The sequence below is a fragment of the Streptomyces sp. NPDC020884 genome, from assembly GCF_044333935.1.
Lineage (GTDB): Bacteria > Actinomycetota > Actinomycetes > Streptomycetales > Streptomycetaceae > Streptomyces.
In genome coordinates this window covers 251,644-273,111 of sequence record NZ_JBIRRY010000006.1, presented here as the reverse complement: position 1 = coordinate 273,111, position 21,468 = coordinate 251,644, and the positions used below count along the sequence as shown (strand labels likewise).

Annotated in this window: 15 protein-coding genes and 1 pseudogene; 10 read left to right on the top strand and 6 right to left on the bottom strand. The window is 72.6% G+C overall.

From position 1 onward, the window contains the following. The first annotated feature begins 10 nt into the window (after positions 1-10). Positions 11-1,141 carry an alpha-L-fucosidase gene (locus tag ACH4UK_RS20605; RefSeq protein WP_398358186.1) on the top strand — a complete coding sequence of 377 codons (1,131 nt, stop codon included), beginning with the start codon at positions 11-13 and terminating at the stop codon, positions 1,139-1,141. On the opposite strand, the gene ACH4UK_RS20600 is transcribed toward ACH4UK_RS20605, so the two are convergent. Further along, complete coding sequence (locus ACH4UK_RS20600; protein WP_398358184.1) at positions 1,113-2,024, bottom strand: GNAT family N-acetyltransferase; 912 nt, start codon at positions 2,022-2,024, stop codon at positions 1,113-1,115. The genes ACH4UK_RS20605 and ACH4UK_RS20600 overlap by 29 nt on opposite strands. A 360-nt stretch (positions 2,025-2,384) precedes the next feature. Continuing rightward, positions 2,385-3,341, bottom strand: a complete 957-nt coding sequence (locus ACH4UK_RS20595) for a GNAT family N-acetyltransferase (protein WP_398358181.1) — start codon at positions 3,339-3,341, stop codon at positions 2,385-2,387. A gap of 130 nt (positions 3,342-3,471) precedes the next feature. Here ACH4UK_RS20595 and ACH4UK_RS20590 point away from each other — a divergent pair, with 130 nt between their 5' ends. Beyond that, on the top strand, positions 3,472-4,113 hold the full coding sequence (locus ACH4UK_RS20590) for a DUF1707 and FHA domain-containing protein (RefSeq protein ID WP_398358179.1): 642 nt from the start codon (positions 3,472-3,474) through the stop codon (positions 4,111-4,113). Positions 4,114-4,287: 174 nt separating this feature from the next. Beyond that, the gene (locus ACH4UK_RS20585) at positions 4,288-5,271 is read left to right on the top strand and encodes a cytochrome P450 (protein WP_398358178.1); all 984 of its coding nucleotides are present in this window, start codon (positions 4,288-4,290) and stop codon (positions 5,269-5,271) included. 30 nt (positions 5,272-5,301) lie between these two features. On the opposite strand, the gene treY is transcribed toward ACH4UK_RS20585, so the two are convergent. Together treY and glgX are read right to left on the bottom strand one after the other, a co-directional pair. Beyond that, positions 5,302-7,674 carry a malto-oligosyltrehalose synthase gene (gene treY / locus ACH4UK_RS20580; protein ID WP_398358176.1) on the bottom strand — a complete coding sequence of 791 codons (2,373 nt, stop codon included), beginning with the start codon at positions 7,672-7,674 and terminating at the stop codon, positions 5,302-5,304. A gap of 83 nt (positions 7,675-7,757) precedes the next feature. After that, positions 7,758-9,887, bottom strand: coding sequence for a glycogen debranching protein GlgX (glgX, locus tag ACH4UK_RS20575; RefSeq protein ID WP_398358174.1), 2,130 nt, complete (start codon positions 9,885-9,887; stop codon positions 7,758-7,760). A gap of 404 nt (positions 9,888-10,291) precedes the next feature. Here glgX and ACH4UK_RS20570 point away from each other — a divergent pair, with 404 nt between their 5' ends. Both ACH4UK_RS20570 and ACH4UK_RS20565 read left to right on the top strand, forming a co-directional pair. Beyond that, positions 10,292-11,527: an SAV2148 family HEPN domain-containing protein gene (locus tag ACH4UK_RS20570; protein WP_398358172.1), complete on the top strand. Its 1,236-nt coding sequence runs from the start codon at positions 10,292-10,294 to the stop codon at positions 11,525-11,527. Between the two features lie 130 nt (positions 11,528-11,657). Beyond that, entirely contained in the window at positions 11,658-12,371 is a 714-nt protein-coding gene (locus tag ACH4UK_RS20565; protein ID WP_398358170.1) for a 3'-5' exonuclease, read from the top strand. A 54-nt stretch (positions 12,372-12,425) separates the two neighbouring features. Here ACH4UK_RS20565 and ACH4UK_RS20560 read toward each other — a convergent pair whose 3' ends face one another. Together ACH4UK_RS20560 and ACH4UK_RS20555 are read right to left on the bottom strand one after the other, a co-directional pair. Next, a complete protein-coding gene (locus tag ACH4UK_RS20560) occupies positions 12,426-13,991 on the bottom strand; it encodes an oleate hydratase (RefSeq protein ID WP_398358168.1) in 1,566 nt (521 codons plus the stop codon). Positions 13,992-14,171: 180 nt separating this feature from the next. After that, the gene (locus ACH4UK_RS20555) at positions 14,172-15,038 is read right to left on the bottom strand and encodes a phosphotransferase enzyme family protein (protein ID WP_398358166.1); all 867 of its coding nucleotides are present in this window, start codon (positions 15,036-15,038) and stop codon (positions 14,172-14,174) included. A 140-nt stretch (positions 15,039-15,178) separates the two neighbouring features. Here ACH4UK_RS20555 and ACH4UK_RS20550 point away from each other — a divergent pair, with 140 nt between their 5' ends. The 5 genes and pseudogenes from ACH4UK_RS20550 to ACH4UK_RS20530 all read left to right on the top strand — a co-directional run bounded on the left by ACH4UK_RS20550 (position 15,179) and on the right by ACH4UK_RS20530 (position 21,414). After that, complete coding sequence (locus ACH4UK_RS20550) at positions 15,179-16,210, top strand: carbohydrate ABC transporter permease (protein WP_398358164.1); 1,032 nt, start codon at positions 15,179-15,181, stop codon at positions 16,208-16,210. Positions 16,211-16,215: 5 nt separating this feature from the next. Next, entirely contained in the window at positions 16,216-17,091 is an 876-nt protein-coding gene (locus ACH4UK_RS20545; protein ID WP_398358163.1) for a carbohydrate ABC transporter permease, read from the top strand. Then, complete coding sequence (locus ACH4UK_RS20540) at positions 17,091-18,386, top strand: ABC transporter substrate-binding protein (protein WP_398358161.1); 1,296 nt, start codon at positions 17,091-17,093, stop codon at positions 18,384-18,386. Before ACH4UK_RS20545 ends, ACH4UK_RS20540 begins: the two co-directional genes overlap by 1 nt. Positions 18,387-18,404: 18 nt before the next feature. Further along, positions 18,405-19,641 (top strand): annotated as a pseudogene (gene mgt / locus ACH4UK_RS20535) (macrolide-inactivating glycosyltransferase). A gap of 570 nt (positions 19,642-20,211) precedes the next feature. Next, positions 20,212-21,414: a S8 family peptidase gene (locus ACH4UK_RS20530; protein ID WP_398358159.1), complete on the top strand. Its 1,203-nt coding sequence runs from the start codon at positions 20,212-20,214 to the stop codon at positions 21,412-21,414. The last annotated feature ends 54 nt before the right edge of the window (positions 21,415-21,468 follow it).

Here is a 21,468-nt window from a genome sequence, read left to right as displayed (position 1 = left end):
ACTTCCCGCCATGGTCGCTTCATGGTGGTCCCGGGCCCGACTGGGGATCTTCGTTCACTGGACACCCGCATCCGTCCCCGGCTGGGCCCCGCCCTACGTCCCCGCCGCCGAGCTCCCGGCGGCGGGCCGGCGCGCGCCGCTCGGCTGGACCTCGTACGCGGAGTGGTACGAGAACGGGCTCCGCTTCCCCGGCTCCCCGGCCGCCGCCCACCACCGCGCGACCTACGGAGCCCGCCCCTACACGGACTTCGGCCGCGACTTCGAGGACGGGCTCGGCGACTGGGACCCGGCCGCCTGGGCCCGCAGCTTCCGCGAGGCGGGCGCCGGATACGCGGTCCTGGTCACCAAGCACCACGACGGATTCTGCCTCTGGCCCTCCGAGACGAAGAACCCGCACCGCCCCGGCTGGCACACCACCCGGGACGTGGTGGGCGAGTTCGCCGAAGCCGTACGGGCCGAGGGCCTGCGCTTCGGCGTCTACTACTCCGGCGGACTCGACTGGACCTTCGACGACCGGCCCATCGGCACCGCGGCCGACATGTTCTCCGCCGTCCCGCGCGGCCACTATCCGGCCTACGCCGACGCGCAGCTCAGAGAGCTGATCCGGCGCTACCGTCCCGACATCCTCTGGAACGACATCGCCTGGCCCGCCTCCGCCGCCGAGATCCGCTCGCTGGTCGACTTCTACCGCTTCACCGTCCCGCACGGCGTCGTCAACGACCGCCTGCTGCCCCGCGCACCACACTGGCGAGGCCTGAACCTGCCGGGCGCGAAGGCGCTCTACAACTGGTGGGACCGCCGGACGGTGGCGCAGGGCGAGGGCTTCGTCCCGCGCACACCGCCCGTCTTCGACTTCCGCACCCCCGAGTACGCCCGCTACACGGGCTCCGACCCGTACGAGATCACCCGGGGCGTCGACCACAGCTTCGGCTACAACCGGGCCTCGGGGCCGGACGCGTTCATCGGCCGCGAGGCCCTGACCTCACTGGTCCGCGACACGGCCGCCGACGGCGGGAACGTGCTGCTCAACGTGGGGCCGCGCGGAGAGGACGCGACGATCCCCGCCGAGCAGCGACTCCGCCTTGACTGGCTCGCCGAGGAGGCCGGGGCCCTCACACCAGATGGATCCATTCCTGGGTGATCGGGTACCCGGCGCGGGCGAACGCGGCGGCCATCGGCGCGTTCCCCTGATCCGTCGCACCCGCGACGAACTCGGCGCCCTGCTCGACCAGGAAGCGGGTGCACTCCACCAACAGGTCGTAGCCGTAGCCGTGCCCGCGCGCCTCGGGCACGACTCCGATGAAGCCGACGCAGGGACCCGACGGGTTGTGCGCGGGCACCTGGATGCCCGCCACCTCGCCGTCCGGTGTGTAGGCGAGCTGCCACCACTCCCGCGGCGAGGGGCACCAGTGGAAGAAGTCCAACTCCTCCTGGGCCGCGGCCGCCAGACCTCCGGGTCCCTCGATGGCCTTGCGGGCGTGGGCGTCCAGCGTGACCGAGTGCACCCGGCGCAGCACGTCGAGGATGACCGCGTCGTCCGGCTCCGGACGGAAGGTGAGCCGGCCCGTCCGCTCCGGCAGCGGGCAGCCGGGGGTCCACCGATAGCGGTAGCGCTCGACCAGCGGCCGCATGCCGGCCGCTGTCGCCGCGGCGATCCGCGCCTCGGCCGCGGCCCGCACGGCCGGGTCCTCCCGCCAGCCGGCGGGCGCGATCAGCTCGTACTCCTTGTCGAACGGGGCGCGGCGCAGGAGTTCGGCGCCCGCCTCCGCCTCCCCGTCGGCGAAGTCGAACCAGTTGAGCACGACGGGCTCGGTGTCGTCGGGCCCGCCCCACCAGGCGGCCCTGGCGATCACGGTGTCGTCGCGCAGGGCGACCCAGGACCAGTCGGGGCGGTACTCGCCGCCGTCGGCCGTCGAGGTGTAGCCGTGGCCGAAGGCGGCACGGCCGACGAGGGGGCTGTCCTGGAACGTGGTGAAGAGTGCGGCGTCGCTCGGCGTGAGCGCGCGGATGACCGGATCGGTCATGGGGTGTCCTCCGGGACGGAATGCCACGCTCCCGGTCAGACGAGGTCCGACACCGCCCGGTGGACGGGGCGGGAGCGCGGGAGTGACGTACTGCGGATGGTGGTGCTGCGGTTCCTGCGCACGGTTCTCGCCTCCTTCCACGACCGGGGTCGATGTCGGTGCCGACCGTAGTCGCCCCCGCGCCGGCCGTCCACCGGATATTTTCGAACCGGCTCCCGGGGGGCGACGCCGTCCCTCACTCCCGGCGACGGGCCTTGCGCGGGCTGAGGTGGACGACCATCGCGAAACCGCCGAACACCACCAGCACCATGGTCATGACGACCACGCCCAGGACCGTGAGAGCGACCGGTTCGTCGGGTACTACGCCTCCCAGACCATGTTGAACGCGCGCTCGAAGTTGACGTACCCCAGACGCTCGAAGGACCGCGCCATCGGTACGTTGCCGAGGTCGGTCGCCGCCCGGATCCGGTCCACGCCCTGGGCCGCCAGCACCCGGGTGCCCTCGGCGAGCAGGTCGTCGATGTACCCCTGCCCGCGCCGGTCGGGGAGGACGCCGATGTACGCGATGATCGGGTTGTAGTTGTTGCGGGCCGGGATGACGAAGCCGACCGGCTCACCGGTGGGCAGTTCGGCGATCCGCCACCAGTCCATCGGGGTCGAGAACCCCGCCAGCTCCTCGTCGTAGTGCTTCTCCGCCGCCTTGCGGGCATCGAGCCCGGACGCCAGGTCCGCCTGCCCATGGGCGTCGAGGGTGCCCTCCAGCACACGCGTCATCAGTGCGAGCAGGTCCTCCCGGCCGGTGACCGGACGGAACACCAGCCGGCCGGAGTCCGCCGGAACCGGCGTACCGGACCGCCACTCCAGCCGCAGCCGCTCCACCAGCATCCGGGCCCCGGTCGCCTCCATCACCCGGATCCGGGCCTCGACGACCTCCCGCGCGACCGGATCCTCGTGCCAGTCCGGCGGCACGAACCGTCCGTACTCGGGCCGTTCGGCGCCGGCCGGCAGCACGGCCGCCGTCGCGGTCTCCAGCAGCCGGACGCCGATCGCGACGCGCTCCGGGACCGGAAGGGTGTCGTCCAGGTCGAAGAAGTCCAGCGCCAGCGGCCGGTTGCCCGCCGCGTCCGTCCACCACGCGGCCCTGGCGAGGACCCGCTCGCCGTCCAGCGCCACCCACATCCAGTCCGGGACGCGGCGGCCGGTGGCGAGGTCGTCCGCCAGCTCGTGGTCGAGAACATACGAAAGGCGGCAGAACAGGTCGAGCTCATCGGATCCGGACAGCGGACGGATGGTCAACTGCGAGGGAGCAGAGGTCACAGAGTCTCCTGGTAATGGATGAGCGGCAGACCCTAGCAAGACGCCCCGCAACCGGTCCGAGCTGGTCGGACGGCGGGGAAACACGGTCTCGTCTGGACACTCCGGGCCCCTCGGCCCGACAATCGTCCACGTGACGTCCTCCTTCGAGTTCCACACGTATCCCGCGCGGCTGTCGGACGCCCAGCGCGACCGTGTCCTCGGCGTGCTCAGAGAGGGTGCCGCACAGGGCAAGCTGTCGCACGACACCTTCATGCGGCGCATGGAGCTCGCCCTCGTCGCCCGACGCCCCGAGGAGCTGGCGGCCCTCACATCCGACCTGGACACCGGCAGCCGCTGGTCCCAGGGCCTGGTCCGCGCGGTCGGCGGGATCTCCGCGTTCCCCGGGCGGCTGCGCCGCGCCTGGCAGACGGAGCGGCTCCCGCAGCTGCTGCTCCCCGCGCCCGGCCCCTACCCGCTGCTCGTCGGCCGCGATCCGGCGAACGGACTGCGCCTCAACCACGAGACGGTCTCCCGGCTGCACGCCGAACTCTCCGTGCAGAACGGCCGCTGGGTGCTGCGCGACCTCGGTTCCACCAACGGCACCTGCGTCAACGGCCGGCGGCTCGTCGGCTCCATCCCGGTGCGGGACGGCGACCAGGTGAGCTTCGGCCGGATGAGCTTCCGCCTCACCGCCCCGGCCCTCCGCCCGCCCGAGCTGCCGCCCCACGCGCCCCGGCCCGCCGCCCTGCCGCCCGAGCCGCCGCCCCATCGCCCCGGTCCGCCGCCCGCCTGAGCCCGGGTTCGGCTCCGCGGGAGCGGGCGGGCCCGCGCCCGGGGCTTCCGGTGCCGCGCGCCCGCCACGGGCCTTCACCCGAACGGACGCACGCCGGCTGCGGCGCGCCCCCGGGGATGGTCCGCTGGGAAGACGCGCGCCGGACGCCGGCGCACCGATTCCAGGGGGCGCGGGATGCCGGTCGACCGCCCCGACGCCCTGCCCGCCGCCCGCCGCCCGCACCGGCTCGCGGGCGGGCAGCCGGGACTCCTGACGCCGGGGGCCACCACCGACCCCTACCGGCTGCGCCTCTACCGCCTGCTGCGCACCGACTACCCGCTCGGCTACGACGCCGGCCTCGGCGCCTGGCTGCTGAGCCGGTACGCGGATGTGGCCCAGGCCCTCACCGACCCCCGGTTCACCGGCTACCCGCACGACGGGGCCCCGCGCGGCCGCACCCTCGTCCCGCTGGGGCTCTGCCGGGGCAGCCTGGTCTGCGTCCCGCCGGCCGTGTCGAGCCGCACCGCCGAACCCGCCGTCGAGCGGACCGCGTACGTCCTGGCCCGCCGGATCGCCGGGCGCGACGGGGCCGACCTGGTCGGCGACTTCTGCCGGTGGCTGCCCGCCGGAGCGGCCGGCGCCGCGGCGGGCGGCCACCGGCGGACCGGCGCGGGAGGGGGCGACTGCGCCGGGCACACCGCGCTCCGCGAGCGGGCCCTCGCCTCGTTCCTCGCGAACATGCTGGACGACCCCGACCTGCTGGCCGCCGCGACGGGCGGGGCGGGGTCCGGGACCCTGCTCGACCGGGCCTGGGCGGAGACGCTGCGCCGCGACCCGCCCGTCCAGATCGTGCTGCGCCGCACCCGTACCGAGGTGGCCGTCAGCGGCGGCACGCTGCCCGCCGACGCGCCCGTCGCCTGCCTCATCGGCGCGGCGGGCCGCGACCCGGCCCGGTTCGGCGCACCCGACCGGTTCGACCCCCTGCGTGCCGACGCCGACCCGCTGCTCATCGGACCGGCCGGCTGCCCCGCCGCCCTCCTCGGCAGGATGGAGGCCGAACACGGCCTGCGCGCCCTGCTGACGGCGATGCCCGGCATCCGCTGGGCCGACGGCTTCCGCCCGGTCGCGGGCGGCCTGCTCACCCGCGGCCCGCGGACCCTGCTCGTCCGCCCGTCCTGATCGTCCCCGCCGCCGCGGCCCCGCCGCCGCTCAGCCCCGCACCCGCTGCAGCAGCGCCACCGGCCGTTCGGCGAACAGCTCGGCCGCCGCCACCGCGCCCCCCGCGAACTCCCGGCCGGGCGAGGCCGACAGCAGGTCCCGCCACGGGCCGTCGGCCGGCAGCTCCAGCACCGTGTCCCGCCAGCCGCCGCCCTCGGCCAGCCGCAGCGAGAGCCGGGTCACCGCCGTGACCACCTCGCCCGACCGGTGGAAGGACACCAGATGGGCGGCGGCCGGCCCTCGGGACGTCAGCGGCGTGTACGTCCCCGACTCCCCGAACACCTCCGGGAGTTCCCGCCGCAGCCCCAGTGCGATCGTCGTCAGCGCCTGCTTCTCGTCCGGGACCTCGGGCCGCCGGAACGGCCGCCGGTTGTCCGGGTCGACCAGGGCCAGGTACTCGCTCTCCGTGCCCTGGTAGAGATCCGGCACCCCCGGCATCGTCAGATGCACCAGCGCCGCCCCCAGCACCTGGGCCCGCACCTGCGGGGCGAGCGCGTCCGCGAACTCGGCGACCAGCGTCCGGGTCACCCCCGACCCGTTGCCCGGACCGGCGGCGACGAAATCCGACACCGCCCGCTCGTACGCCGGGTCCGGCTCCGTCCAGCTGGTGAACAGGCCCGCCTCGCGCACCGCCTTCAGCAGCGCCGGCTCCAGCCGGCCGGCCAGCTCCCCGGCCGGCAGCTCCGCGCAGCCGTACGCCGACTGCCATGCCTCCCAGGCCAGTTGCGGGTCCGGGGCCCCGGCCGCGGTCGCCGCCGTCAGCTCCGTCACCAGCGCCGCCCAGCGCGCCGGGCACTGGGACAGCACCGAGATCCGGGCCCGGACGTCCGCGCTGCGTTTCGTGTCGTGCGTGGTCAGGACCGTGCCGGTGGCGGGCCAGTCGCGGGCGATCCGGGCGGCGAAGGCGTGGAACTCCTCCGGCGACACCGCGGGCCGCCCCGGGTCCCCGCCCACCTCGGTGGCGGAGATCAGCGGGACGTACCGGTAGAACGCCGTGTCCTCCACCGACTTGGCGTGCAGCGCGGACGCCGTCTGCGCGAACCGGGCGCAGAACGCCGCCTGCTCCTCACCGTCGCCGAGCCGCCCGAGCGCCAGATCCCGTACGACGTCGACGGCCGCCGCCTCCTCCGGCACGGAGAACACCGCCTTCGCGTCCCGTACCGCCTCGTCGGTCAGCGTCTCCTGCGCGATCCGGGTCGGCGGCTCGCCCGCCGTGACGTACGGCCGGTAGACCGGGATCCGCACCAGCAGCTCCCGGACCGCCGTCCGCAGCGCCCACGGCGCGTGGTCGCGCAGCGCCGGGTCCCGGCCGCAGATCCCGGCCGCCAGCCGGGTCAGCCAGGCGGTCTCGGCGGCCAGCTCATGGGTGGCCACCCGGTACGCGGCCCGGCGCACCGTCGCCGCCCACGAGCCGCCCCGGTCGCCGGGCGGGCCCGCGAACTCCCGGTAGTGGCCGAGCAGCTCCGCCGCGCCGGACGGGTCGGTGAACAGCCCGTCGATCCGGTGCAGCGCGTCGTACCCGGTGGTGCCCGCGACCGCCCACTCCGCCGGCAGGCTCTCCTGGCCGGTGAGGATCTTCTCCACCACCGTCCAGCGGCCGCCGGTGGCCTCGTTCAGCCGGTCCAGGTAGGCGGCGGGGGCGGCGAGGCCGTCCGGATGGTCGATGCGCAGCCCGTCCAGCACCCCGTCGCGGAGCAGTTCGATGACCTTGGCGTGCGTCGCCTCGAAGACCTCCGGGTGCTCGACGCGGACCCCGATCAGCTCCGAGACGGTGAAGAACCGCCGGTAGTTCAGCTCGGTGCGGGCCAGCCGCCACCAGCCGAGCCGATAGTGCTGGGCGTCCAGCAGCTCCGGCAGCGGGAGGTCCGCCGTGCCCGCGCGGAGCGGGAACTCCAGCTCGCCGTAGCGCAGCACCTCCCCGTCCACCGCGAGGGCGTCCTGTTCCCGGCCGAGCGGCCCGGCGAGCACCGGCAGCAGCACCTGGTTCCCGCCCGCCGCCCAGTCGATGTCGAACCAGCGGGCGGACGGGGACGCCGGTCCCTCGCGCAGCACGTCCCACAGCCGGCGGTTGTGCCGGGGCGAGGCCGCCATGTGGTTGGGCACGATGTCCAGGATCAGGCCGAGCCCGTGCTCGCGGGCGGCCGAGGCGAGTGAGCGCAGCCCCTCCTCGCCGCCCAGCTCCGCCCGGACCCGGCTGTGGTCGACCACGTCGTAGCCGTGCGAGGAGCCGGGGACCGCCTCCAGGACGGGCGACAGATGGAGGTGCGAGACGCCGAGCGCGGCGAGGTACGGCACGGCCTTCTCGGCGGCGGCGAACGGGAAGTCGGGCTGGAGCTGCAGGCGGTACGTCGCGGAGGGCGTCATGGACTCCTACGTACCCCGCCCGGGGCGATCCGTGTCACCCCGGGCGGAACCCTCACCCCTGTCTCCTGCCGCCCCGCCGCCGCTCAGGCCGGGCGCTTCAGCACCGTCAGGCTGCGCCCGATCAGCGTGACCCGTTCGCCCTCGGCCACCTTCGGCCCGGTCCCCGGCTCCACCCCGTCCGGCCGCGCGGTGTCGACGACGACCTGCCACTGCTCCCCGTGGTCGACGGGGACGGCGAACTCCAGCGTCTCGGCGCTCGCGTTGAACATCAGCAGGAACGAGTCGTCGGAGATCCGCTCGCCGCGCGGCCCCGGTTCGGAGATCGCGTGGCCGTTCAGGAAGACGGTCATCGCCTTGGCGTGGGCCGCCTGCCAGTCCTGCTGCGTCATCTCCTCGCCCTCGGGGGTGAACCAGGCGATGTCGGACAGCTCGTCGTGGGTGCCCTCCACCGGCCGCCCGTGGAAGAAGCGGCGGCGCCGGAAGACGGGGTGGTCGCGGCGCATCCACACCATGGCCCGGGTGAACTCCAGCAGCGTCGAGGCGGGGGCGTCCGATGGCTCGTCCGGGTCGGGCCAGTGCACCCAGGCCAGCTCGTTGTCCTGGCAGTAGGCGTTGTTGTTGCCGCGCTGCGTACGGGCGAACTCGTCGCCGTGGCTCAGCATCGGCACGCCCTGCGAGAACATCAGCGTGGCGATGAAGTTCCGCATCTGGCGGGCCCGCAACTCCAGGATCTCCGGGTCCTCGCTCTCGCCCTCCGCGCCGCAGTTCCAGGACCGGTTGTGGCCCTCGCCGTCCCGGTTGTCCTCCCCGTTGGCGTCGTTGCGCTTGTCGTTGTACGAGACGAGGTCGTGCAGGGTGAAACCGTCGTGGCAGGTGGTGAAGTTGATCGAGGCGAGCGGCCGGCGGCCGTCGTCCTGGTAGAGGTCGGAGGAGCCGGTGAGCCGCCCGGCGAACTCCGCCAGGGTGCGCGGTTCGCCGCGCCACAGGTCGCGGACCGTGTCGCGGTACTTGCCGTTCCACTCGGTCCACAGCGGCGGGAAGTTGCCCACCTGGTAGCCGCCCTCGCCGACGTCCCACGGCTCGGCGATCAGCTTCACCTGGCTGACCACCGGGTCCTGCTGCACCAGGTCGAAGAACGAGGAGAGCCGGTCCACCTCGTGGAACTGGCGTGCGAGCGTGGCCGCGAGGTCGAAGCGGAAGCCGTCCACATGCATCTCGGTCACCCAGTACCGCAGCGAGTCCATGATCATCTGGAGGACGTGCGGGGACCGCATGAGCAGGGAGTTCCCGGTGCCCGTGGTGTCCATGTAATAGCGCTGGTCGTCGGTCAGACGGTAGTAGGAGGCGTTGTCGAGGCCGCGGAAGGAGAGCGTCGGTCCGAGGTGGTTGCCCTCGGCCGTGTGGTTGTAGACCACGTCGAGGATGACCTCGATGCCCGCCTGGTGCAGCGCCTTCACCGCCTGCTTGAACTCCAGCACCTGTTCGCCGCGGTCGCCCCAGGAGGCGTAGGCGTTGTGCGGGGCGAAGAAGCCGATGGTGTTGTAGCCCCAGTAGTTGGCGAGCCCCATGTCCGCCAGCCGGTGGTCCTGTACGAACTGGTGAATGGGCATCAGCTCGATCGCGGTGACGCCCAGTTCGGTGAGGTGGGCGATCACCTCCGGGTGCGCGAGGCCCGCGTAGGTGCCGCGCAGCTCGGGCGGGAGGCCCGGGTGCAGCATCGTCAGGCCCTTCACATGGGCCTCGTAGAGGACGGTGCGGTGGTAGTCCGTCCGGGGCCGGCGGTCGTCGCCCCAGTCGAAGTACGGGTTGACCACCACCGCGCTCATGGTGTGCGGGGCCGAGTCGAGGTCGTTGCGGGCGTCCGGCCTGCCGAACGGGTAGCCGTACACCTCCTCGCCCCACTCGATTTTTCCGGCCACCGCGCGGGCGTAGGGGTCCAGCAGCAGCTTCGCGGAGTTGCACCGCCGGCCGCGCTGGGGCTCGTAGGGGCCGTGCACCCGGAAGCCGTACCGCTGACCCGGCATCACTCCGGGCAGATAGGCGTGGCGCACGAAGGCGTCGGTCTCGCGGAGCTCCACCGCCGTTTCCGAGCCGTCGTCCTGCAACAGGCACAACTCGATCCGGTGGGCGGCCTCGGAGAAGACCGCGAAATTGGTGCCGGCGCCGTCGTACGTGGCGCCGAGGGGATAAGCGTGTCCCGGCCAGACCTGCATGATGAAGACTCTTCCACTTCTGATCCGGGTGCGGTGGCTTTCCTCGGCCCGATACTCCTCGATGCCTCTCGAATACTCCCCGAAGACGGGGCGCTCACCTAGGACGTCGCGCGGTGCGGCCGCATCCCGTCGCCCCGCCCCGGCCGCACCGGTCAACTTCGGACACCCGGGTGCCGCTCCGGACGTGCTTCCGGACCCCGTCACCCGGCGGGCGTCCGGTTCCCGGCCCGGGGCAGGGGGCCTAATCACTATGAATCAGCTCACTCCACCCGATCTCGCCGCAAGGAACAGGCCGCTCCGGTAGGGGAGTTGAGAAAGTCGCCTGCGCATCGGGCTGCGTCGGATCACGCTCCCGGAGTACCCTTCCTTGATCGTTGGGTGGGGGAGTGGAAGGCGGTACGCGGGTGAGCTCGGGAGGGTTCGAGCTGCCCCCAGGTGACGCAGGTCACGAGGGGGAATCGACCGATGCCCCGCCCGGGGCGGTGTCCCTCGCGCAGCCCATGGAGATAGGCGCCGAGCTGGACTGGGGATCGGAGGCCTGGGGCGAGGTGCGGACCCGTGCCCAGCGGGCCGGGCGCGCCTATATCTGGCTGAATCTGGTCGAACAACGCCTGCGGGCCGTGGTCGCCGCGGTGCTCCGGCCGATCTACGAGCCGGTGCACGGCGAGGAGTGGGTGGTGGCCGCGGCCGGACCGGCCGGGCAGGAGTGGGTGCAGCGCGCCGTCGCCGTACGCGAGGTCTCGCGCCGCAAGGGCTATCTGCTGGACCCGGCCGACGACAACGTCCTCAGTTTCCTGACGCTCCCGCAGCTGCGCGAGCTGATGGTCCAGCACTGGCCCTGCTTCGAGCCGTACTTCGACGACCGGCGCGATGTCGAGCTGGCCCTCGACGAGCTGGAGGTCGCACGCAACGTCGTCTCCCGCAACCGCGCGCTGAACGAGGCGGTCCTCGCCCAGGCCGAGCGCGCCTCCGCCCGCCTCCTGGACATCCTCGGCAGCGGCGCCTCCGTCCCCTCCGCCGACCGGCTGCCGGTGGACGCGGTGGAGGAGCTGGTCGGCGACCGGTACGCGGACGTGGTCTCCGTCCACCCCGACCGGGTCCGGCTCCAGCGCCAGCTGCCCGCCGAGGACCTGTTCGGCGGGGCACGGCGGCTCGACGCCATCGGGATAGGCCTCAACCTGCTCGTCCAGAACTTCTCCGGCCGCCGGCTCGTCCGGCTCGCCGAGTCCGGCTGCCGGGTCCGTCTGCTGTTCATCAACCCGGCCAGCAGCGCGGTCCGCCGCCGGGAGCGGGAACTCGGCCTCAAGAAGGGCGAGCTGAGCCGCTCGGTGGAGATGAACATCCTGCACATGCGCCGGGTGCGCTCCAAGCTCCGCGACCCCGGCGCGTTCGAGATCCAGGTCTTCGACGAGACCCCGCGCTTCACCGCCTACCTGGTGGACGGCGACGGCCCGGACGCCGTGGGCGTCGTCCAGCCCTATCTGCGGCGGGCCCGGGGCATGGAGGCGCCGGTGCTGGTCCTGCGCGGCGGCGGCAGGCGCACGGTGGTGCGGGCGGGGCAGGACAGTGAGCACGGCCTGTTCGAGACGTACCGCGAGGAGTTCGAATCGGTCTGGACGGACTCCCGGCCGGTCTCCTGACGGTCCCGGCCGCCCTCCACCCGGCGGGCCGTGCGCCGCAGGCCTCCTGGGGCTCTGTCAGTGGCCCGTGCGAAGGTGGTCATCACTCGGGGGGAGCACCACGGGGGAGCACCACGAAGGAGGTATCGGGATGAGCTGGCACCGGGGCACACTGGTCGGCTTCGACCTGGAGACGACGGGGACCGACGTCGAGAACGACCGGATCGTCACCGCCGCACTGGTCCGGCTGGACCCGGACGGCACGGTCGCCGAGCAGCGGACCTGGCTGCTCGACCCGGGGGTGGCCATACCCGAGCAGGCCTCCGCGATCCACGGCATCGGCACCGACCACGCCCGCCGGCACGGGGCGCGGGCCGCGTCCGCGGTCGAGGAGATCGCGCACGCGGTCGCCGGGGTGCTGGGCTCGGGCGTCCCGCTGGTGGTGATGAACGCGCGCTACGACCTCTCCCTGCTGGACCGCGAATGCCGCAGGTACGGGCTGCCGTCGGTCGAGGAGCGGGTCGGCGGAGCGCCCTCGCCCGTGATCGATCCCCTGGTGATCGACAAGCACGTCGACAAGTACCGCAAGGGCAAGCGGGCCCTCCAGGCACTGTGCGACCACTACGGGGTCACGCTCGAGGGAGCCCACGACGCGAGCGCCGACGCGGTGGCCGCCGTGCGCGTGGTGCGCCGGATGGGGGAGCGGCACCTGCCCGTCGGCACCCTGCCGCCCGCCGAGCTGCACGCCCTTCAGATCCGGGCGGCCGCCGAGCAGTCGGCCTCGCTCCAGGCGTATCTGCGCCGCACCGCCGACCCGGCGGCCGTCGTCGAGGCCTCCTGGCCGGTGATCCCGCGCAGCCGCTGAGCCGGCGGCCGGTGGTGCGGCGCGCGTCACCCGTTCGACGCGCGCCCGGCCCGCCTAACGCCGGTGGAGCGTTTCCAGGGCTTCGAGGAGGACCTGGGGACTGTGCTTGCCCCGGTAGACGGGCGGGGGCCGCCTGTCCAGGTCGAGGAGTTGCGCGACGGCGGTCCACGCGGTGCGCACGGAGTACTCGACGGTGAAGACGACATCGTCGGGCACCTCGGCGTACTGGCCGATGAACGCGAGGTTGGTGGAGCCCTCGGGCACGACCTGCGGGCGGTCCCCCGCCTCGCGGACCAGGAACTGGCTGGTGATGTAGGGCATGAGCGCGGGGATCACGATCGCGTCGTCCAGGAGTTCCTCGCGGTCCTCCAGCCGCAGGTGGCGCAGGACCTCGTCCAGGATCTCGCGGCCGGTGCACCGTGACATCGGCTTCCTGACGAAATCGCCCTCCTTGTCGGGGAAGAGGGCGTAGCCCCACCACACGAACGTGCCCTCGGGCTGGTCGTGGAAGTGGGGCTGATGGTTGAGGACGATCGTCAGCAGCCAGCTGGAGTCCTTGAAGGTGATCAGCCCGCCCTTGCCCGCCTCGCTGCCGCTGAGCTTCTCCATCTGCTCGAAGAACAGGGGGTTCTGCGTGGTGACGGTGAACGACTCCCAGGTGGAGTCCCGCGGGGTGGAGCAGAACACGGCGGGGTTGCCCAGACCGGGGCGCCGGGCCGCGAGCGTCTCCCACAGCCGCCACGCCCCACTGGACGACGTGGTGTCCAGGACGGGGGCGGCGGTGGTGGATCCCAGGGCGGAGTCGGCGGTCATCGACCCGTTCGTCACCATGACCAGGTCATCGGCGTCCAGAGGGGTCTCCTCGGACTGTCCGGCGCGGTCCCAGGCGATGGCCTCGACGCTGAGGCCGTCACCCGGAGCCAGCCGCAGGTCGCTGACGCGGGTGCCGAGCTGGATCCGTACGCCCTGGTCGGTGAGCCACCGCAGGAGGGGCCGGACGATCGAGTCGAACTGGTTGAACCGGGTGCGGTAGATCCCCGACATGGTGTCGAAGGTGCGGAACAGATGGACGAAGCGGTTGAGATAGCGGCGGAACTCGATCGCGCTGTGCCACGGCTCGAACGCGAACGTGGTGCACCACATGGCCCAGAAGTTGGTGGTGAAGAAGTCCGGGTGGAAGCAGTCGGCGATCCGCTTGCCGTCGAGGTGGCTCTCCGGTGTGGAGGCGCACGTGATCAGCTCGAGCCGGTCGCGTTCGCTGAAGGTCATCGCGTGCGCGTCGATGATCCGCCCGTCGGCGTCGATCAGCCGGGCGTGGTCGTCCCAGGCGAAGTCCTCGTGGAAGGCGAAGGTGTCCTCGGTGACCGACTTCGACGGGTCGTCCAGGGACGGGATCGAGGAGAGCAGGTCGTACGTGCAGTCGAAGTGGATCTCGAACATCCGGCCGCCGCGCATCGTGTAGCCGGTCTCGGGCGTGCCCGCCGCGTCCAGGCTGCCGCCCTCGCGGTCCTGTTCCTCCAGGATCACGATGTCCCGGCCCGCGAACCCGCCCTCGCGGATGAGGAACGCGGCCGCCGCCAGCGATGCGATCCCGCTGCCCACCAGATATGCCTTCGCCACGACAGGACTTCCTTTCCCCTGCATCGCCTTCTCCCGCCGCATCCGTTCTCGGGCCGTGCGGCCTCGCGGAGCGGTGGTCGCGGTCATGGAGTGCCGCTGGATCCCGACATTAGGGACACCAGGGGGATCGCGCCTGGGGAAGCGCGGGCGGCGGCCGGCGGACGAGGCCCGCCGCGTCCGCTAGAAGGGGTACCACCGCACCGCGGAGTCCCCGTCCCGCAGCGAGGCGACCCGGCGGCGGAATTCGGCGAGCGCCTTCGGGTTGGCCGGGGCGTGCTGGGAGACCCAGGCGCAGCTGGCCGTCTCGCGGGCGCCGCGCAGCACCGCGCACCCCTCCCACTCCCGGACGTCCCAGCCGTAGGCGGAGGTGAAGGCGTCGTAGGCCGCGGGGTCGAGACCGTAGCGGTCGCGGGACAGGGCGAGGACGACCAGGTCGTGCTCCCGCAGATCGGCGGAGAACGTCTCCAGGTCGACCAGGACCGGGCCGTCGGGTCCGACATGGACGTTGCGCGGGAGCGCGTCGCCGTGGATCGGGCCGGGCGGCAGATGGGGGACGAGCGCGGCGGCCGCGGCCGCGAAGCCGTCGCGGCGCTCGCGGAGGTAGTCGGCGTCGGCCGGGTCGATCGCCTCGCCCGCCAGGCTCAGCCACCGCTCCACGCCGCCCAGCAGTTCGCGGCGCGGCAGGGTGAAGTCCGCCGGGGCGGGCAGCGCGTGCACCAGGGAGAGCAGCGGGGCGAGGTCGCGCGGCTCGGCAGGGCGCACCGGGTCGGGAAGCCGGTGCCACAGCGTCACCGGGTGGCCCTCGACCGAGCGGGGTCGCCGCTCGGCCGCGCGGACGGCCGGGACGCCGGAGGCGGCGAGCCAGTCGGCGAGCGCCACTTCCCGCTCGGCCCGCTCGCGGAGCTCGGGGTGGCCGGTGGCGTCCCGGCCGACCTTGATCACCAGGTCGTCGGCGGCGAAGACCGCGTTCTCGCCCAGCGCGAGCAGCTTCGCCGCACCGGGGAACCCGGCGGCCGTCAGTACCTCGCGTGCGCGCTTTTCGTCCATGGATGCGATTTTCGCATCCCCGCAGGCCACCTTGACGAACCCACGGCCCGTCAGCACGATGACGGAGGCCTCCGAGCAGCCGGAACAGGGAAGCACGTCTCGGGTGCGGTAAGGACATCAGAGACAGAGAGGTCTCCTTCGTGACATCGGTGACCGCGGCGAAGCGGTCCGGACCGGACGGCCGGCACGGCGACCGGAACGGACGGGACGGGCAGGACGGGCAGGGTGGGAGCGGCGGGGGCGGCGGACGCCGGGGCAGCTCCTGGCGATCCGGGCGACCGGGCCGTCCGGCGCAGAAGGCGTTCGGGGACCGGGCCGCCTGGTTCCTGGTGCTGCCCGCGCTCATCCCGATCCTGATCCTCAGCGTCGGCCCCCTCCTCTACGGCATCGCTCTCGCCTTCACCGACGCGCAGTCCGGCCGGACCCGCTCCACCCAGTGGATCGGTACCCTCAATTTCCAGGACCTGCTGCACGACACCCTGTTCTGGGACTCGTTCCGGATCGGTCTCCTCTGGGCCGTCGGTGTCACCGTCCCGCAGTTCCTCCTGGCGCTGGGCCTCGCCCTGCTGCTCAACCAGAACCTGCGGATGCGCTGGCTGGCGCGGGCGCTGGCGATCATCCCCTGGGCGATGCCCGAGGTCGTCGTCGGCATCATGTGGCGGCTCGTCTACAACCCGGACGCCGGCATCCTCAACGAGACCATCCGCGACCTCGGTCTCGGGGACGGCCGGGACTGGCTGACCGGCCTCGCCACCGCGCTGCCCGCCGTCATCCTCGTCGGTATCTGGGCGGGCATGCCGCAGACCACCGTGGCCCTGCTCGCCGGACTCCAGAACACCCCGCGCGAACTCCACGAGGCCGCGGCCCTGGACGGGGCGGGCGCCTGGCGCCGGTTCCGTACGGTCACCTGGCCCGCGCTGAAGCCGATCGCGCTCGCGATCTCCGCGCTCAACCTGATCTGGAACTTCAACTCCTTCGCCCTGGTCTACGTCCTGACCAGCGGCGGACCCGGCGGCCGGACCCGGCTGCCGATGCTCTTCGCCTACGAGGAGGCCTTCCGCTACGGACAGTTCGGCTATGCCGCGGCGATGGGCTGTGTGATGGTCGCGGTGATCTCCGTGCTCCTGGCCCTCTACCTCGTCGGCCGGCTCAGGGGAGGCGAGGACCGATGAGGAGCATGCCGCGGAGGCGGACCCCGGCCGGGCGGGAGTCGACGGGTCTGCGCACCGGCAGGACCGCGCGGGCCGCTCAGTACCTGGCGCTCCTGGCGTATCTGGTCTTCCTCGCGTTCCCGTTCGTGTGGCTGATCTCGACCGCCTTCAAACCCGCCCGCGAACTGGGCTCGCTGCACCCCACCTGGATCCCCGAGCAGCCCACCCTGGACAACTTCCGGCAGGCCTTCGACGAGCAGCCGCTGCTCCAGGCCGCGGCCAACTCGCTGATCGCCGCCCTCGGCGCGGCCGTGATCGCCGTCGTGATCGCCACCCCGATGGCCTATGTGATGGCCCGCCACCGGGGCCGCCTGGCCACCGCCGCGACCGGCTGGGTCGTGGTCAGCCAGGCGTTCCCGTTCGTCCTGGTGATCATTCCGCTCTTCCTGATCCTGAAGAACCTGCATCTGATCAACACCCTGTGGGGGCTCGTCCTGGTCTACGTCGTCTGGTCGCTCCCCTTCGCCCTGTGGATGCTCGCCGGATACGTACGGGCCGTGCCGACCGAGCTGGAGGAGGCCGCCGCCGTCGACGGGGCGGGCCGGGTGCGGACCCTCGTCTCGGTCGTCGCCCCGCTGCTCGCCCCCGGCATCGTCGCCACCGCGCTGTTCGCGTTCATCACCGCATGGAACGAGTTCTTCTTCGCGCTCGTCCTGCTCAAGACCCCGGAGAAGCAGACCTTGCCGGTCGTCCTCACCCACTTCCTCGGCGCGGAGGGCGTGGCCGACCTCGGGCCGCTCGCCGCCGCCGCCTTCCTCGCCACGCTGCCCTCCCTGGTCCTCTTCGCCCTCATCCAGCGGCGGATCACCGGCGGGATGACGGCCGGGGCGGTGAAGAGCTGATGCGCGCCACGGTCCGGCGGGCGGCGGCCGCGGTCGCCGTGCTGACGCTCCTGCTCGGCGGCTGCTCCGACGGCGACGACGGGCGGGACGCGAACGGTGTGATCCGCCTCCGGTTCCAGTCGCTGGCCTGGCAGAAGGAGTCCGTCGACGCCAACAAAGAGCTGGTGAAGGAGTGGAACGCGGCCCACCCCGACGTCCAGGTGGACTACGTCCAGGGCAGCTGGGACAGCGTCCACGACCAGTTGCTCACCTCCTTCGAGGGCGGCGAGGCCCCCGACGTCATCCACGACGCGTCCGACGACCTGGCCGACTTCGCGTACGGCGGGTACCTCGCCGACCTGCGCCCCTTCCTCCCCGACCGGCTCGAGGCCGACATCCCCGAGCAGTCCTGGCGCACCACCACCTTCGGCGAGGGCGTCCACGGGGTGCCCTTCCTCCAGGAGCCCCGGGTCCTGATCGCCAACACGAAGCTGCTGAAGGCCTCGGGCGCCCGCGTCCCGACCCCGCAGCGCCCCTGGAGCTGGGAGGAGTTCCGGCGGGTGACGAAGGAGCTGACCGGCAAGGGGCGGTACGGGATCGCCTGGCCGCTCAAGGAACCGGTCTCCGTCACCCTCAACCTCGGCCTGTCCGGCGGCGGCCGGCTCTTCCACCGCGACGACGACGGCAAGGCGGTCCTGCGCTTCGAGGAGGGCGACGGCGTGGTGGCCGGGACCATCCGCGACCAGGTCAACACCGACGGCAGCGCGGCCCGCAGCGCGCTGGGCATGGGCGGGTCGGACGCGCTGCCCGGGTTCTTCGGCGGCAAGTACGCGATGCTCCCGCTCGGGTTCTCCTACCGCCAGCAGGTCATCCAGCAGGCCCCCGAGGGGTTCGAGTGGACCGTGCTGCCGATGCCGGCCGGCTCGGGCGGAGCGGTCCAGGGCGTGAGCCCGCAGACGCTGTCGGTCGCCGAGGAGAGCCCGCACAAGAAGGAGGCCGTCGCGTTCATCGACTTCCTGCTGCGCCCCGCCAACATGGTGCGCCTCGCCCGGGGCGACTGGATGCTGCCGACCGGAACGAAGGCGCTGGCCGACCCGTCGCTGCGTGACGCCGAGCACGGCTGGGCCGTCGGCACCGCGCTCGCGGAGGGGCTGCGGCCGGCGCCCGCCCAGTCGGTGCGCGGCTATCCCGAGTGGAAGGACAAGGTGGCGACCCCCGCGCTCCAGGATTTCTACAGCGGCGCGATCGACGAAGAGGAGCTGCGCGCACGGCTGGTGGACGACGGCAACCGGGTGCTGGCCCGCTACCAGCGCTGACCCGGACACGTAAGCACGTTGCACGAGACGTCTCGTCTCGTTTACGGTGGGCTCCATGACGGAATCCCCGCGTGCCCACATCGCCATGTTCTCCATCGCCGCCCACGGACATGTGAACCCGAGCCTCGACGTCATCCGCGAACTCGTCGACCGTGGACACCGCGTCAGTTACGCCATCCCGGCCTCCTTCGCCGAGAAGGTCGCCGCCACCGGCGCCCGGCCGGTGATCTACACCTCGACCCTGCCGACCGACGAGGACCCCGAGGCCTGGGGCACCGAGCTGATCGACAACATCGAACCCTTCCTCTCCGACGGCATCCAGGCGCTCCCGCAGCTCGCCGAGGCGTTCGCCGGCGACGAGCCCGACCTCGTCCTGCACGACATCACCTCCTATCCCGCCCGGGTCCTCGCCCACCGCTGGGGCGTCCCCGCCGTCTCGCTGTGGCCCAACCTGGTGCCCTGGGAGGGGTACGAGAAGGAGGTCGGCGAGCCGATGACCGCCGAGCTGAAGCAGACCGAGCGCGGCAAGGCGTACTACGCCCGCTTCGACGACTGGCTCGCCGCGAACGGCCTCGGTCATGTCTCCAGCGACGACTTCGTCGCCCGCCCGCGGCGCGCCCTCGTCCTGATCCCCGAGGCGCTCCAGCCGAACGCGGAGCGGGTGAACCGCGAGATGTACACCTTCGTCGGGGCCTGTCAGGGCGACCGGGCGGACCAGGGGGAGTGGGTCCGGCCGGCCGGGGCCGAGAAGGTGCTCCTGGTGTCGCTGGGCTCCTCCTTCACCAAGCAGCCCGCCTTCTACCGGGAGTGCGTCGAAGCCTTCGGCGAGCTGCCGGGCTGGCATGTGGTGCTCCAGATCGGTGCGCACGTCGACCCGGCCGAGCTCGGTGACGTACCGGCCGGCGTCGAGGTGCGCTCCTGGGTGCCGCAGCTGGCGGTGCTCGAGCAGGCCGACGCCTTCATCACCCACGCCGGCGCCGGCGGAAGTCAGGAGGGGCTCGCCACCGGCACCCCGATGGTCGCCGTCCCGCAAGCCGTCGACCAGTTCGGCAACGCGGACATGCTCCAGTCGCTGGGCGTGGCCCGGCATCTCCCGATGGCGGAGGCCGATGCCGCGAGCCTGCGCGAGGCCGTGCTCGCTCTGGTGGGCGACCCCGAAGTGGCCGCCCGGTGCGGGCGGCTGAGGGAGCAGATGGCGCGGGAGGGCGGCACCCCGCGGGCCGCCGACCTCATCGAGGCCGAACTGTCGCGCTGAGCGGAATCGCCGGAGCGCTATCCGGACGTTCTCCGTCCCGCCCCGTGGGCCGCACCCGGCGGCCTCCCCGGGGCGGGACGCTTGTGTTTCGGCTCTGTGAAACCGGTGCCGGGACGGGTCCGGTCGGCGCATCTGCACGCACGCCCTTGCGATTTCACACCGGGGACCGGGTGTTCACCCCTCCGGTGCACTCCTTCACCGACCTTCACGAGTCTTCACGCGTGGTCACTCCTGCCCCAGGGGGTCATCAGTGGGGTGCGGGCGGCGGTCGGGCGGGTGGTCGACAACGCCGCAAGGGCGGCTCTGAGCAGGCGGTATGCGGATGGGGAGGGCCCCTCCGGGGCTGCCCGCGGCCGGTCGATCCGGGTGGGCCCGTCACCCGATGGCCCTTCGCGGCCCTTGTGACCAGCGATGGCCGATTTCCCCTTACGAAACCTTGTTGAGGAAGTCACACCTTCATGAGGGTCTTGATCTGTGCTCGTCAATCGGTCAGGGTTTCGAGCCAGCCCCCGGAGATCTTCCGGCCGAGGGCCAATCCCCCCACAAAGAATGACGAGGAGCTCCCTCTTCATGGCCAAGCACCAGCGCACCCGTCGCATCAAGCTCACCGCCGCGATCACCGCCGTGGCGGCCGCCGCCGGAGTCACCCTTCTCGGTACCTCGTTCGCGGGAGCCGCACCGGTTCCCATGGGCACGGTCTACGGAGCGGACGCCGCCACCGCGGTGTCCGGCAGCTACATCGTGATGCTGGACGAGAAGAAGGCCGACAAGTCCAAGCTCGCCAAGGAGTACGGCGGCAAGCTCAAGCGCAACTACACCTCCAGCATCAACGGCTTCTCCGCCAGCGGGCTTTCGGAGACCGAGGCCAAGCGCCTCGCCGCCGACCCGGCCGTCGCCAAGGTGGTGCAGAACAAGAAGTTCAGCATCAACGCCACCCAGGACAACCCGCCGTCGTGGGGTCTGGACCGGATCGACCAGGCCGAGACCGCGGGCGACAGCGCCTACACCTACCCGGACTCCGCCGGTGAGGGTGTCACCGCGTACGTCATCGACACCGGCGTCCGCGTCACCCACGAGGACTTCGAGGGCCGGGCCACCTCCGGCTTCGACGCCGTCGACAACGACGACGACGCCGACGACGGCAACGGGCACGGCACCCACGTGGCGGGCACCATAGCCGGGGCCGCGCACGGCGTCGCCAAGAAGGCCAACATCGTCGCCGTCCGCGTCCTGGACGACAACGGCTCGGGCACCACCGAGCAGGTCATCGCCGGGATCGACTGGGTCGCCGCCAACGCCAAGGGCCCGTCCGTCGCCAACATGAGCCTCGGCGGCGGGGCCGACCCGGCCCTCGACGAGGCCGTCCAGAAGGCCATCGCCGCGGGCGTCACCTTCGGTGTGGCCGCCGGGAACGAGTCCAGCGACGCCGGTCAGGGCTCGCCCTCCCGCGTCCCCGAGGCGATCACCGTCGCCTCGTCCACGGAGGCCGACGAGCAGTCGGACTTCTCCAACTACGGTCCGGTCGTCGACATCTACGCCCCGGGCTCGGACATCACGTCCACCTGGAACGACAGCGACACCGGCACCAACACCATCTCCGGTACGTCCATGGCCACCCCGCACGTCGTCGGCGCGGCCGCCGTCTACCTGGCGGGTCACCAGGACGCCACCCCGGAGGCCGTCGCCACGGCGCTCACCGAGGGAGCCACCCCGGACGCCATCACCAACGCCACCGACGGCACGGCGAACCTGCTCCTCAAGGTCGTCGAGTAGCAGCCCGGTTCCGACCGGACGCCGGGCGGCAGGGGTCACGCACCCCCGCCGCCC

Bases quoted from the DNA above. Each gene is read 5' to 3' on its own strand.
- ACH4UK_RS20605 (WP_398358186.1), top strand. From the start codon at position 11: ATGGTCGCTTCATGGTGGTCCCGGGCCCGACTGGGGATCTTCGTTCAC.
- ACH4UK_RS20600 (WP_398358184.1), bottom strand. From the start codon at position 2,024: ATGACCGATCCGGTCATCCGCGCGCTCACGCCGAGCGACGCCGCACTC.
- ACH4UK_RS20585 (WP_398358178.1), top strand. From the start codon at position 4,288: ATGCCGGTCGACCGCCCCGACGCCCTGCCCGCCGCCCGCCGCCCGCAC.
- treY (WP_398358176.1), bottom strand. From the start codon at position 7,674: ATGACGCCCTCCGCGACGTACCGCCTGCAGCTCCAGCCCGACTTCCCG.
- glgX (WP_398358174.1), bottom strand. From the start codon at position 9,887: ATGCAGGTCTGGCCGGGACACGCTTATCCCCTCGGCGCCACGTACGAC.
- ACH4UK_RS20565 (WP_398358170.1), top strand. From the start codon at position 11,658: ATGAGCTGGCACCGGGGCACACTGGTCGGCTTCGACCTGGAGACGACG.
- ACH4UK_RS20555 (WP_398358166.1), bottom strand. From the start codon at position 15,038: ATGGACGAAAAGCGCGCACGCGAGGTACTGACGGCCGCCGGGTTCCCC.
- ACH4UK_RS20545 (WP_398358163.1), top strand. From the start codon at position 16,216: ATGCCGCGGAGGCGGACCCCGGCCGGGCGGGAGTCGACGGGTCTGCGC.
- ACH4UK_RS20540 (WP_398358161.1), top strand. From the start codon at position 17,091: ATGCGCGCCACGGTCCGGCGGGCGGCGGCCGCGGTCGCCGTGCTGACG.
- ACH4UK_RS20530 (WP_398358159.1), top strand. From the start codon at position 20,212: ATGGCCAAGCACCAGCGCACCCGTCGCATCAAGCTCACCGCCGCGATC.